A 13,550-nucleotide genomic window follows, 5' to 3' on the forward strand; every position below is an offset into this window, starting at 1 on the left:
TTAAAACGGAAAAACGCCATATCTCGATTGAGATATGGCGTTTCAATTAGCCATTAACATTAAGACCGATAGGGTATGTCTGCCAAAAACACGTTCAAAAAAGAACTAAGGCTTAAGCTTTAAAACTCGGTCAATGTCTTCTGCAGAATGGCGCTCTGGTACTTGCTCCCACTCTTCGCCAAATGAACGGTTAACCACTCGGCCGCGTTGGAAGCCTTCGCGCGCTTCTAGCTGCTTCGCCCAGCGTACGACGTTGGTATAGGACTCTACTTGCAGGAATTCGGCTGCATCGTAGATTTTGCCTAGCACAAGGTTGCCATACCAAGGCCAAATCGCGATATCAGCGATGCTTAGCTCGTCACCCGCCACAAATGTGTTATTTGCGAGCTGTTTGTCTAACACATCTAGCTGACGTTTAGCTTCCATCGCAAAGCGGTTAATTGGGTACTCTTGCTTTTCATCCGCGTAAGCGTAGAAGTGACCAAAGCCACCACCTAGGAATGGCGCAGAACCTTGTGCCCAGAACAACCAGTTAATGGTTTGTGTTCTTGCTGCCCCTTCTTTTGGTAAGAAGTGACCAAATTTTTCTGCTAGATGCATCAAGATAGATGCCGATTCGAAAACATTAACGTCTTCGTCACCAGACTTGTCGACAAGTGCTGGTATTTTAGAATTTGGATTCACGCCAACAAAGCCAGAAGAGAACTGATCAGCCTCACCGATGTTGATCAAGTACGCATCATATTCAGCTTCTTTAACACCCGCCGCTAACAACTCTTCCAGCAAAATAGTGACTTTTTGACCGTTAGGTGTGCCAAGAGAATACAATTGAAAAGCATGGTCACCAACAGGAAGCTCTTTATCAAAGCGAGCTCCAGATTCAGGACTATTGATGTTTGCCCATTTGTTACCACCAGCAGTATCGTTAACCCAAACTTTTGGCGGAGTGTATTGTTCTGACATGATATTTCCTTATTAATATAGGGGCTCACAAACTGATATTAGGTCACATGTCTGCGGTTAAAACCCCTGAATACGATTTATTTTCAAACTGTTAAGCATGGCTTATTCCAGAAAGACATAACCCGCTTAAGCGTTAGTGTGTAAAAGATAAGTCCGTATTCAAACTTCAGTCTAATATCGGAAAATCCCCCGCATCATTTAACAATGATTTACGAACGACATACCGACAGCTTCAAGAAAGCTGTGATAAAATCGGGATATTACAATTGATAAGGATTTGGCAATGTCTTCTGATTTCACAGGTTCGAGTGCAGCGTATGCTCGCCAAGAGAAAGGCTACCGCGAAAAAGCATTAAAACTGTACCCTTGGGTTTGTGGTAAATGTGCGCGTGAATTTGTTTACTCAAACCTCCGAGAGCTTACCGTTCACCACGTGGATCACGACCATACAAACAACCCTGAAGATGGCAGCAACTGGGAGCTACTGTGCCTGTACTGTCACGATCATGAGCATTCAAAATACACTGACCATGAGCGTTATGGTGTGGATGCAAAAGCGAGTTTAGATGATCATCAGTCAGCGACACACAACCCGTTCGCCGATCTCGCTAAGATGATGAAGAAGTAACACACCTTCAGAGTTGCCTTTGGTAGATGGTAACTGCTAGATAATAGATAAATAATAAGAAACCCCAGTATGTCACCATATTGGGGTTTCTTTTATCTGCCGTCATAACCAAATAATAGAGTTCAGATAGGCAGGATCAAAAAAGCCTTCCGAAGAAGGCTTTTTAAGAATCAAATCGAATTACGCAGCCGCTTGTTTGCGAGACTCTTCTACCTGTTTAGCGCGCTTTTTCATCGTCAGTTTATCGCGGTACGCAAACCAAACGTAAGACACGACCACTAAGAAGAACAGATATGACAATGAGAAAATGAACGGCGATTGAATGATATCGTTCGAGATACCCCAAGAAACACCGATAACAGTCACTGCAATTTTCGCAAAAAAGCCACACATCAATAGCACTAATGCCAACTGTGGGAAACGCGTACTGCGGAATGCAAGCCAGTAGCAACTACCAACTGCTAGAGCCGCAACATAGAAGCCGAATAGGAAAGAGTGAATATGGTCAGCTGCCGCTACACCACCAGAAATTGACATCAATAAAATTAAAAACAGTTTCATAATACTCGCCTCACCATAAGTTGGAAACGCATCCTTTCAAATTTGGAATCTCAGTTTGCGTACTATTTTCCCACTTTTTACGGACAACACAACCCCTCCAATCGAACAAAATGTAAGCAAAGGTGCTAACAAAAATCACCCTTAACAATTACGTAACATTCTGTTTTTAATAAAACTCCGTTACTCCTTGTCTCATATGAACAAAGCGCTATTTCGATTTATTTTGTTACACAAATTTAACCTTGGAAATTAATTAAAATTATTTGTAACTCTGTGATATCCGCACGGAATACGTGTCTATTCAAAAACCATCACCTCAAAATCCCTGAAATAATAAGAAAACAGAGCGAAAAAGAACAAAACAGAAAGGTGTTGAATACATTTTAAAAACCAATAAAAAACAACTCATTAACAAGCTGAATTTAATTTACCGAAAATGGAAAAAGAGATTCCAATCACATTTTTATTGGTTATAATCCGCGCTCTTTTGCGCTATCTGTTGATAAACGCAAACTAATTTTGAAGAAACAATCACAATAACCCGTCTTTAGTTAAGTGGCTCTCCACTAACCGATGACAAAACTGAGAATAAAAATGAGCAAGATTGATAAAGCAACACGTATCCTGCTAGCAGGCTTCTGTATCAACCTTTGTCTTGGCATCCTGTATGCTTGGAGTGTATTTAACAAAGCGCTAGTAACTGAAGCTGGTTGGAGTGCTGCTGAAGCATCTTCACCTTACGCTATTGCAACTATCACATTCTCTGTTTGTCTTCTTGTTGCGGGCATCCTACAAGACCGTATGGGTCCACGTAAGATCCTTATCCTAGGTACTGCGCTTACAGGCCTAGGTATGATTGCTTCTGGTTTCGCTACAACGCCTATGATGCTGAACATCACGTTCGGTATTATGACAGGTGCTGGTATCGGCTTCGGTTACGCATGTCTTTCTCCATCTGCAATGAAGTGGTTCCACTCTTCTAAGAAAGGTATGGTTAACGGTCTTATCGCAGCAGGCTTCGGTCTTGCAGCTATCTACCTAGCACCAGTAACTTCTGCGCTAATCGACAGCATGGGTATCCAAACTAGCTTTATGATTCTTGGTGTTGGTGTACTTGCAATCGCAGTACCTCTAGCAGCAACAATCAACAACCCACCAGCGGATTACACACCAGCTGAGCCTAAAGTAAAAGCAGGCCAAGCTCCTAAAGCGGTTAAGAAGACTGAAGACCTAACTTGGAAAGTAATGCTGAAGACTCCTCAGTTCTACTCTCTATGGATCATGTACGCATTCGCTGCATCTGTTGGTCTAATGATCATCGGTAACATCACTACGATTGCTAGCGTTCAAGCTAACCTGCCAAACGCAGTTTACCTAGCGTCTATCCTTGCAGTATTCAACTCAGGTGGCCGTGTTGCTGCGGGTATGCTTGCAGATAAAATCGGTGGCGTACGTACTCTACTTCTAGCCTTCATCCTTCAAGGCGCGAACATGGCTCTATTCGCTACGTTCAACTCTGAATTCACGCTAATCATTGGTACAGCTATCGCAGCTGTTGGTTACGGTACGCTTCTAGCAGTATTCCCAACTCTGACTGCTGAGTTCTACGGCCTGAAAAACTACGGTACTAACTACGGCGTACTTTACACGGCATGGGGTATTGGCGGCGCTATCGGTGCAGCAGTTGTTGGCTTCTCAATGTCAAACGGCGAAGGTTACGGCCTAGCTTACACAATCTCTGCAGTTATGATGGCAGTGTGTATTGTTCTAGCAATCATCACTAAGCCAATCTCTGAAGCTAAAGTTGCTGAACTAAAAGCATCGCAAGCTTAATCAACAGAAAAGATTGAATTTGTTACTGAAGAGCTTAACCTTAGGGTTAGGCTCTTTTTGTATCAAGCGACTTCTCCATTGACGACCGAAACCACTCTTCAGCTCTCCCCTACTTATTATCTCGACAACTTCAATCGACTGGTTGAACACGCTCAAACGCTCTACCCCGATCTTCTGAGTGACGATGAATGTCGTTGGTTGTCCGCATACAAACGTCTTTCAGTTTCAAGCCAATGCTTAATGGTTCGTTTGCTTTCTCGTAAAGGGCGTTGGTTTCGCAGCGATAAACTCAACTATGTTGAGATTCCTGATTTAAATAGCGCACTACAAGAGCTAAGCACCGCAGGCTTCATTGCGTTGAGTCACCCCGAAGAACAGCATGACCTCGCCATTAGTGAGATCGAGCTCGGGTTGCACTTGCTCACCAAACCAGAGCTGTTGAATGTATTCCCCGCCCTTAAGAGCCATAGAACTGCCAAGAAAGATGATCTGTTGTTACTGCTTGATCAGCAACCTTTTGATCAATTTCAAGTCCTCCCTTTCGACTGTATTTACGTCGTCGAAGCTCAAGTTATCGATGTTTTGCTGTTACTGTTCTTTGCCAACACCTATCAAGACTTAAGCCAATTCGTCTTAAGCGATCTTGGGCTCAATACCTTTGAGAACTACCCATTAAGCAAGCAGCGCCGCTTCTTCACTTCCAGAGATCAACTCAATCAATTACTCCAGATGCGCGATATTCAACGCTTGTATTCAGAAGGTAACCGCAAAGACGATGACTTTCTGGAACTACTTTTAAACTCGATTCCTGAAGAATCAGAACACAGAAGCATTGCCAGAAAACGATCGCGTTTGATCAATGATATTGCTCGCGATCTAGAAAGACTTAAGCTAAACGACCAAGCTATCTTTTGGTTCAGACAATCTACACTTCCTCCCAGCAGAGAACGACTTGCGCGCATCTACGACAAGCAAGACGAGCTAGACTTAATGTGTGACATTGTCACGAAAGTGAAAGCTGATCCATCGGATGTGTCAGAGTTAGAAGTCGCCATTAAGCTTGAAGACAGGCTACTACGGAAACAGGGGCACAAAGTATCACGAACCATAAAGCCGATCTGCAAAGAGATAAGACTGGAATTGGACCTCAGCCAAACTCGAGTAGAGCTTGCGGTAAAGCAGCATTTTGAGAACCAAGGTTGGGACGTCTACTTTTCTGAAAACAGTTTTCTGTGTGGCTTGTTTGGTTTGGCTTTCTGGGATGTCATTTTCGCAGACGTTGAAGGCGCCTTTATCAATCGATACCAACATCGACCATTGGATCTGTACCATTCAGATTTCGTAGACAAGCGAGCCGAACAGGTTGAAGCCGTGTTTCAGACGATATCCAAACATGGGCTGAACCATTTGCTCAATACTTACGATGAAAAGCAAGGTATCGCGAATCCCTTTGTTCATTGGAATTATTTTCCTAAGGAACTCATCGAACACAGCTTGGCTTCGATTCCAAATACCCTAATTGTCGATCTCTTCAAAGTGATATTGAGTGATTTAAAGCTATTTAGAACTGGGATGCCGGATTTAATTGCGTTCAAGGGCGGTGATTTTCACTGGATTGAAGTAAAAGGCCCTGGCGATAAACTGCAAGAAAACCAGTGGCGCTGGATCAAAGAGTTTGAGCGATTGTCTGTCCCTTTCTCTGTTTGTTACGTCAATCAGTGAGTCTTAGCTCTTAACTGTTAACTCTTGGCGCTTAAATCTAGTTAGGTCTAATCACCAATTTCTGAGCACTAGCGAGTGACGCACATCGACAAGTTACTCGGTTCCATCAAGATCTTATCTATAAGATTGTTAGAACATGAGCATTTTCAATCATTTTCGATATAATTAGAGAAAATGCTTAATATATAAATACGTATGAATTTGAAAAAACTCTTCATTTTAGCTTTTGTTAGCGTCTTCTCAGGTTGTGCCGTCTACGCAGGTTTAAACTTCGACGAGTTGTTTGGTGAGCAACAAGTACGCGATCGCCAAGCCCCTATTCTTTCGGCTCAAGCACAGCACTTCATTAACGAAGTAAAACCCATCATTGATAACCGATGCGTGGTTTGTCACGCTTGTTATGATGCGCCCTGCCAGTTAAAGATGTCTTCAGTAGAAGGTATAGACCGAGGTGCAAGCAAAGCACTCGTTTATCAAGGTACCCGTTTAACTGCTTCTGCCCCTACTCGCTTGTTTGAAGATGCTATAACCACACAAGAGTGGCGTGATGCGGATTTTCATCCTGTCCTCAATGAGCGTATGCAGAACTCAACCGCTAACCTCGATGCAGGTCTTGTTTCTCGTATGTTGATCCAGAAAGAGAATCACCCTCTACCCGATCAAACCCAGCTAGAAGGTTTCGACTTTTCAACCGATCGAGACCAACAATGCCCAACGATTGAAGAGTACGCCCAATACGAGAGAGATTACCCAACTTGGGGCATGCCTTATGGGATGCCGAATTTAGATAAAACCGAATACGCGACTTTAATGAGTTGGTTGGAAAATGGCGCGTTAATGAACGACCACATTCCGCTGAATGATGCGGAACAAGAGCTCGTTAATGTCTACGAAAGCTTTTTAAATAAGAGCGACAATAAGAGCCAACTTTCAGCACGTTACATCTACGAGCACCTGTTTTTATCTCATGTCTATTTTTCTGATTTAGCTCAGCCAACACGCTTCTTCACTGTTGTTCGCTCTGCAACACCTCCGGGTGAAGCGGTACAGCGCATCACGACTCGTCGCCCTTATGACGATCCAAAAGTAGACCGTGTTTACTACCGTCTGATTCCAGAACAAGGCACTATCGTCGACAAAACGCACATGCCTTTCGCACTTAATAAAGAGCGTCTACAAAAGTGGAATACCTGGTTTGTTGACGCGAATTACGAAGTAAAACAACTTCCTAGTTACGACATCGATGTTTCAGCTAACCCAATGACATCATTTGAAGCGCTGCCAGTAAACTCGCGCTTCCACTTCATGTTGGATAACGCGCAAAACACCATCATGGCCTACATCAAAGGACCTGTGTGTCGTGGTCAACTTGCCTTGAACGTGATTAACGACCGTTTTTGGGTTTTCTTCATCGACCCAGAGAAAGCCGATTTACCAGAAATAAATGCCTTCTACGCGAGCCAAAAGAAAAACTTAAAGCTGCCTAGCGAGCTAAAAAGCAACACCGTACCTGTGACCAACTGGGTAAGATACGCGAAGCAACAAGCGCGATACTTAAACGCGAAATCAGACTTCACTAATCAATGGTTCGAAAGTGGCGTGAACCTAGACACTGGCATCATTTGGGATGGCGATGGCATCAACCCGAATGCTGCTCTCACCGTCTTTAGGCACTTCGATAGCGCCTCTGTTGTACAAGGGTTAGTTGGCACGCAACCTAAGACTGCGTGGATTCTTGATTATGCTCTTCTAGAGCGTATTCATTATCTTCTCGTTGCGGGCTTCGATGTTTACGGCAACTTTGGCCACCAACTGATTACACGCATGTTCATGGACTTCTTGCGTCTTGAAGGTGAGAGTAACTTCTTAACCCTTCTTCCTAAAGACGTTCGCCACATTGAACACTCTAGTTGGTACCAGAACCAAAGCGCACAACTGAGTGACTACTTGCAACGAAACATAGCACCTTTTGATCAGCCGACCAGCGTAGTTTACAAAACGGCTGATCCGAAGCGTGAACTGCTTAATATGATCAAAGATAAGCTCGCACCTGTTCTCGATAATCGCTTTGAGATTGTTGAAACGGGTTTTGGTAGAAAGAATGAAGCACTGCTTAATCAAGTGAATTTGATTAAGGGAGAAGGCCTGCGCCATGTGCCTCAATTAGTGATGATCATGATTGAAGGTGAAAACGGCGAAGAACAGCTGTTCACCATGATTCACAATAACGCGCACAGCAACATTTCTAGCTTGTTTAATGAAGAAGGTAACCGTGATTACGCCAATGATGACTTAACCCTCGTAAGAGGCGTTGTCGGTAGCTACCCTGCGGCTTACCTGTCATTAACCGAGAGCGAGATTCCGACTCTGGTCAAAACGCTGCAAAACTTAAACACGGAAGAGGACTACGTGGCGCTGCTAGACAAGTTTGCGGTACGACGCAGTTCTAGCGAGTTCTGGCCATTCAGTGATCGCGTTCATCGTTGGTATCAACAAGACCAACCGATCGAGTTTGGTTTGTTGGATTACAACCGCTTTGAAAATAGATAATAAGTAATAAGCCTTGGTTTTAGTTCAAGCTCTTGGGAGAGATTAGTTTTAAGAGGCTAGTCGTTATGAAAGAAGGCTCACTTGCTCGATACAAAAAATCCTCTGACGATATTCGTACAGAGGATTTTTTGTTGGTCTTGCTGATTGGGTATTGCTTAAAACAAACTTACACCATTAAGCAGAAACATAAGGGAGGAGGGCCTCTAACGAATCTTTAACCAATTCGGATAAAGCTTGGTCGTTATCTCTGTAATGCAGTAATGGGGCTTCACTTGCTTCAATGCTCTGACATAAACTGTACAGTGCTGATAAACCCAAGCTACCTGCAGATCCTTTAAGCTTGTGCGCCAAAGACTTCACTTCTCGTCCATTATCGGCTTCACTCGCCTCGACTAATTCATTCAAAGTAAGGTTGCTGCTCTCCTCGAAAAGCACAACGATTTGCTTCATTTTCTCTAAACCAAGAATCGATAGGTCACCCTCTATCACTTTGGAATCGATCAGTTTCACCGGAGTGTCTCCTTCATCTTGAGCGTCAGTAGTCGTCGCGCGTTTCGTCAAAACATCAGCCACCTGTGTCGAGTGCAGTTCATCATGGTTGCTCTTAATAACACGGTTACCGTTTTGCTTACAAACGGCATCGTTTGGATCGGGCTGTGGCAACAATAGTGTTTCACCATCGAGTTGAGCAACGATGAGCTGAGAAAGCGCTTCTTTTTCAAGCGGTTTAGGCAAGAAACCATCAAAACCAGACGACAAGTAGCTTTCCACTTCTTCGTTAAACACATGAGCCGATACTGCGATCATTGGGGGTACTTTTCGAATTACGTCTTCTTCACTTTTATGCTGAAGCGCATCGTCTTTGAGTTGTTGAATTAACTCGACGCCATCGCAGTCGGGTAAGTTAATGTCCACCAGCGCAATATCGAACTCTTGCTCACTGAATATGGCTCTCGCTTCTTGTCCGGTTGTCGCAATCACAACCTCGTGCCCCAAGTTATGCAAGAAGCCTTCAGCAACGATGCAGTTTACGGGGTTATCTTCAATCAGAAGTACTTTAGCTCGAATACACGCTTCAATGACCGGTACTTTCGTTTCTATCTTCTCACCGGCTTCAAGTGGCAGTGAGAACCAGAACTGGCTACCCTCGCCTTCTTCAGAATGAACGCCAATATCCCCGTTCATTGCCAACATGATGCTTTTACTGATCGCTAATCCAAGCCCTGTGCCGCCGGTTTTGTTGCGACCGCTATCGGTTTGGGTAAAGGCATCAAACAGACAAGCTTGTTCGCTAGCATCAATACCGACACCTGTATCTGACACTTCAAACATCACTCGATTTTCATCTTCGATATCTAAGCTGATAAAGATATCGACCGAGCCACTTTCCGTAAACTTAATCGCGTTACCGACCAAATTATTCAAGATTTGGCTGATTCGCGTTACGTCACCACGCCAATAGCGTTGCACATCACTTTCAATATGGAAATCAAAGTTCAGCTTCTTCTCAGCGGCACGCCCTTCCATCAATTGGTAGGTATCTTGAACCATCTGATGAAGATCAAACGAAGCAGTGCGGATTTCTAAATGCCCTGCTTCAATCTTTGAGTAATCCAACACGTCATTCAAAATCGCGAGTAGGTTCTTACCGCTGCGGTTAATGATGTCTGCATAGCCGGATTGCAGCGGGTCTAACCCGGTATCTTTGAGCAATCTTGCAGTACCTAATACACCGTTCATCGGCGTTCGTATTTCATGACTCATCGTCGCAAGGAAAGCGGATTTTGCGCGGCTTGCTTGTTCTGCGGCGTTACGAGCCTTAGCGTGGTTCCCTACCTCGATGTTCAGCTTCTCATTGGTCTTTTGCAGCTGGTAGGTTCGGTCTGTGACCAACTCTTCTAAGTGTTCTTTGTGCTCTTCAAGTTCGCGTTTCGCCTTTGCTTCACCCACCGCAACCACTTGTAGCGCCTGCGCGGTGTTTCTGGCAGTGATGATCGCCTCGCCCATATGAGCCAGCTCATCATTACCCTTTACCGAGATATCAATATTCAGGCGACCTTGTGCGATAGACATCAAGGCCGATGAGTATTCAGTAAGACGTTTAACAACCGAGATATACACCACTCGCCACACGATAAATGCAACGATAACCAAACCAATAACCGAAATCACAGACAGTGACCATTGAGCCAAATTCAACGTGCTGGTCAGCTCATCAACCGCTTTTTTGGTACTGCGGTTTGAATCATCAACCAGTTGGTTAACCGTTGTATTCAGCTGAGAGAACAGCTCCAACGTATTTTGCATCAGAAACTCTGACTTTTTGGTGTTCTCATATTGTTCTAATGAAATATCGAACACGACTTGGCGTTTTCTGAGCTCTTCTAGAAGCTGAGACATCTGCGCTGAACGAGTAGGATCTTCGACCGCTTTAACGCGGCGCGCCATGATTCTTAGGTTGGATTCAAATTCTGATTGGATTTGATGAATACGCTCTACGTTGGTAACGGTTTGCGTTTCTTCAATTTGGTTAAGCATTTTGAACGCCAGCAAATGCAATTCGTGTAGGCGCTCAGACAAATCAAGGTCAACCTCTACAAGCGCATCTAAGGCTTGGTAGGCTTTATCCGTTTCTTTGGTTTCTAGCAGGTCATAGATATGCGTGACGTTAGCAACCGCAATGGTAGCCGTGTTCAAAACTTGGGTTCGCGTCAACTGCTCTAGCTCTTCGGCCAATAGGCGCATCTCTTCGACACGAGACGACAACTCTTTGCTTAACCAAAGCTTACGCTCAACCGACACACCCAACTCAGCCAGTGTGTTAATAACGCTTTGAACATTGTTTTCGAGTTTATTGAGGAGCTGAGAATCGAAACTGTCGACACCAAGCTCTTTGATATGTTGAAGAAGCGACTCAAGTTGGTCAAACAGTACGGTGCCAGCCTCTTTTCTTTCGGCCTCGTTTCTCGCATTAGAAAGTGTTTGTACTGACGAAATAATACGGTTACTCAACTCAGAAACCTGACGAGCTTCGATCATGGCAGGAAGCGCCGAATCAACGACGTTTCTTTCCGTTTTGGCTACAAAGCTAAAACCAGAAACACCGATCAATGCAGACAATAGAACCAACAGTGCCATCACTAAGAATGAGGCCAGCAGCTTGCGTCCAATACTCGCTGAAGCTAACAACATAAACTCTAAACCTTAAAACGTTCTTCTTTACCCATGCAGAATACGCTATATTTTGCAGTGTTTCTTATCTAAAACCAATAAAACGGCAATTCATGCTATCTAGACCTTTCGCTTCAATAATTCTTCTCTCACTACTGGCCTCAGTGACTACTGTCGCAAGTGCTAGCGAGCCTTTGAGCCCAATAAAACCAGCCGAAGCCACATCACACAAAGAGAAAATTTGTGCCATTTATCCGCACCTCAAAGACTCTTATTGGTTGTCGGTAAACTATGGAATGATCTCTGAAGCAGAAAAGCAGCAAGTTGAGCTAAGAGTTTTGGAAGCTGGCGGTTACCCCAACGTGGCCAAACAAGCCTCGCAACTGGTGCTTTGCACACAATGGGGAGCCGATGCCATTATTTTAGGCACCGTTTCACCCGATGCATACCATGACAATCTCAGTGATTGGGTTGGCTCGACACCTGTGTTTGCTACGGTGAATGAGTTAACCGTCAATGAAGAACAACAGAAGGTACTGAAAGGCACAGTCGGTGTCGATTGGTACCAAATGGGATACCAAGTCGGAGAGTTTTTGTCGAAACGACACCCGAAAGGATCAGGCGAAACACCTATCGCCCTGTTACTTGGCCCACAAGCGAGTGGCGGCACTAAGCCTGTAGCACTGGGGTTTTATGATGCGATCAAGTCGAGTGATATCAAAATTGCGATCAGCTATTGGGCAGATAACGATAAAGAACTTCAAAGAAATCTAGTACAACAGGTGATCGAGGAGCCGGATATACAATATATAGTCGGAAGTGCCGTCGCGATTGAAGCAGCGATCAGTGAGCTACGAGCGGCCGATAAAACCGAAGAGATTGGGTTAATTTCGAGTTACTTAAGTCACGGAACCTACCGTGGTTTACTTCGTAACAAGGTACTTTTTGCGCCAACCGATAAAATGGTTGAGCAAGGTCGCTTGTCGGTAAAACAAGCCACGAGTTACTTACGCGGTCAACCTTACGAGCAACACAGCGCACCGATTATCGAAGCGCTGACACCTGCAACTCTCAAAGATCAAATTATCGCCGACTCATTGTCACCTTCTGAGTTTCGTCCGGTATTCAGTGTGAATCCTTAGTGCTATATTGGCTGAAGAACTCAAAACAATAAAAACGAAACAACAATTTAGGGAACATTCATGCAAAAAACGACGCGCACTATGCCAACACATAAGCATATCGCTTTGGTCGCTCATGACCACTTCAAACCTGAGCTACTAAGATGGGTCAAAGAGAACAAAGAAAAACTACAAAAGCACTTCCTTTACGCAACGGGCACGACTGGTTCTTTACTAAGTAAAGAGACAGGCTTAGCAATCAAGAGCATGATCAGCGGCCCTATGGGCGGTGACCAACAACTTGGCGCTCTAATTTCAGAAGGCAAGATCGACATGCTGATCTTCTTCTGGGATCCACTCAATGCTGTACCGCACGACCCTGATGTAAAAGCACTACTGCGTATCGCGAGTGTTTGGAACATTCCTGTAGCAACCAACCGCGCTACTGCGAACTTCCTTTTCAACTCTTCACTACTTGAAGAAGAAGTTGTTATCGAGATTCCAGATTACGAAGCGTACCTTGCTGAGCGTACCTAATTCTCGTTAAGACAGATGAGTACGTCACAGACTAAAAAGCCTGCTTAATCGCAGGCTTTTGTTTATCTGAATATAGAAATTCTGATAAGAGGCTATTTGTCACTCCACACTGCCATTTCATTGCCACTTGGCTCGCGAAAATGAAAGCGTCGACCACCTGGGAAACTGAATATTTCACGATTGACCTCTCCACCCGCATTAAGCACGTCACATTCGGTTTGTTCGAGATCTTCACTGTAGAAAACCATCAATGCCCCGCCCTTTTCTGCATCAGAAGACAAATCAGCCAAATAGAAACCGCCCATTAAGCCTTTGCCTTCAAAAGCAGAATACTCAGGGCCATAGTCTTCAAAGTTCCAACCAAACACTTGGCTGAAAAACGCCTTGGTCGCGGCAATATCTTTCGCGGCAAATTCGATATAGTTGATTGATCCATGTTCCATATGCATGTCCTTCTGCTTTAT

11 protein-coding genes are annotated in these 13,550 nt (G+C 44.3%); 6 read left to right on the forward strand and 5 right to left on the reverse strand.

All coding sequences use genetic code 11. The annotated features are described in order from the left end of the window. Nucleotides 1–105: 105 nt before the first annotated feature. A complete protein-coding gene (gene yghU, locus AC3CH3_RS15655) occupies nt 106–963 on the reverse strand; it encodes a glutathione-dependent disulfide-bond oxidoreductase (protein WP_017064768.1) in 858 nt (285 codons plus the stop codon). Between the two features lie 283 nt (nt 964–1,246). Between yghU and AC3CH3_RS15660 the strand changes: the two genes are divergently transcribed. Beyond that, entirely contained in the window at nt 1,247–1,591 is a 345-nt protein-coding gene (locus AC3CH3_RS15660; protein WP_017060876.1) for a YajD family HNH nuclease, read from the forward strand. Nucleotides 1,592–1,771: 180 nt separating this feature from the next. On the opposite strand, the gene AC3CH3_RS15665 is transcribed toward AC3CH3_RS15660, so the two are convergent. Beyond that, nucleotides 1,772–2,152 (reverse strand): hypothetical protein, encoded by a 381-nt coding sequence (locus AC3CH3_RS15665; protein ID WP_019825798.1) that lies wholly within the window; start codon nt 2,150–2,152, stop codon nt 1,772–1,774. Nucleotides 2,153–2,746: 594 nt separating this feature from the next. Between AC3CH3_RS15665 and AC3CH3_RS15670 the strand changes: the two genes are divergently transcribed. The 3 genes from AC3CH3_RS15670 to AC3CH3_RS15680 all read left to right on the forward strand — a co-directional run bounded on the left by AC3CH3_RS15670 (nt 2,747) and on the right by AC3CH3_RS15680 (nt 8,257). Then, nucleotides 2,747–3,985 carry an L-lactate MFS transporter gene (locus AC3CH3_RS15670; protein WP_019825796.1) on the forward strand — a complete coding sequence of 413 codons (1,239 nt, stop codon included), beginning with the start codon at nt 2,747–2,749 and terminating at the stop codon, nt 3,983–3,985. A 57-nt stretch (nt 3,986–4,042) separates the two neighbouring features. Further along, nucleotides 4,043–5,707: a VRR-NUC domain-containing protein gene (locus tag AC3CH3_RS15675; RefSeq protein WP_488538627.1), complete on the forward strand. Its 1,665-nt coding sequence runs from the start codon at nt 4,043–4,045 to the stop codon at nt 5,705–5,707. 195 nt (nt 5,708–5,902) lie between these two features. Then, the gene (locus AC3CH3_RS15680) at nt 5,903–8,257 is read left to right on the forward strand and encodes a fatty acid cis/trans isomerase (RefSeq protein WP_019825792.1); all 2,355 of its coding nucleotides are present in this window, start codon (nt 5,903–5,905) and stop codon (nt 8,255–8,257) included. A 174-nt stretch (nt 8,258–8,431) separates the two neighbouring features. Here AC3CH3_RS15680 and torS read toward each other — a convergent pair whose 3' ends face one another. Continuing rightward, a complete protein-coding gene (torS, locus tag AC3CH3_RS15685) occupies nt 8,432–11,449 on the reverse strand; it encodes a TMAO reductase system sensor histidine kinase/response regulator TorS (RefSeq protein WP_488538628.1) in 3,018 nt (1,005 codons plus the stop codon). A 64-nt stretch (nt 11,450–11,513) separates the two neighbouring features. Then, a complete protein-coding gene (locus AC3CH3_RS15690) occupies nt 11,514–11,678 on the reverse strand; it encodes a hypothetical protein (RefSeq protein WP_241813117.1) in 165 nt (54 codons plus the stop codon). Between AC3CH3_RS15690 and torT the strand changes: the two genes are divergently transcribed. Then, nucleotides 11,623–12,570: a TMAO reductase system periplasmic protein TorT gene (gene torT, locus AC3CH3_RS15695; RefSeq protein WP_231625674.1), complete on the forward strand. Its 948-nt coding sequence runs from the start codon at nt 11,623–11,625 to the stop codon at nt 12,568–12,570. The two genes, AC3CH3_RS15690 and torT, sit on opposite strands and share 56 nt — an antisense overlap. Before the next feature lie 60 nt (nt 12,571–12,630). Next, on the forward strand, nt 12,631–13,086 hold the full coding sequence (locus AC3CH3_RS15700) for a methylglyoxal synthase (RefSeq protein ID WP_488538629.1): 456 nt from the start codon (nt 12,631–12,633) through the stop codon (nt 13,084–13,086). A gap of 92 nt (nt 13,087–13,178) precedes the next feature. Here the strand turns inward: AC3CH3_RS15700 and AC3CH3_RS15705 are convergent, their stop codons facing one another. Continuing rightward, entirely contained in the window at nt 13,179–13,529 is a 351-nt protein-coding gene (locus AC3CH3_RS15705) for a VOC family protein (protein WP_488538630.1), read from the reverse strand. Nucleotides 13,530–13,550: the final 21 nt, after the last annotated feature.

The sequence above is a fragment of the Vibrio sp. QJM3NY_35 genome, from assembly GCF_057785915.1.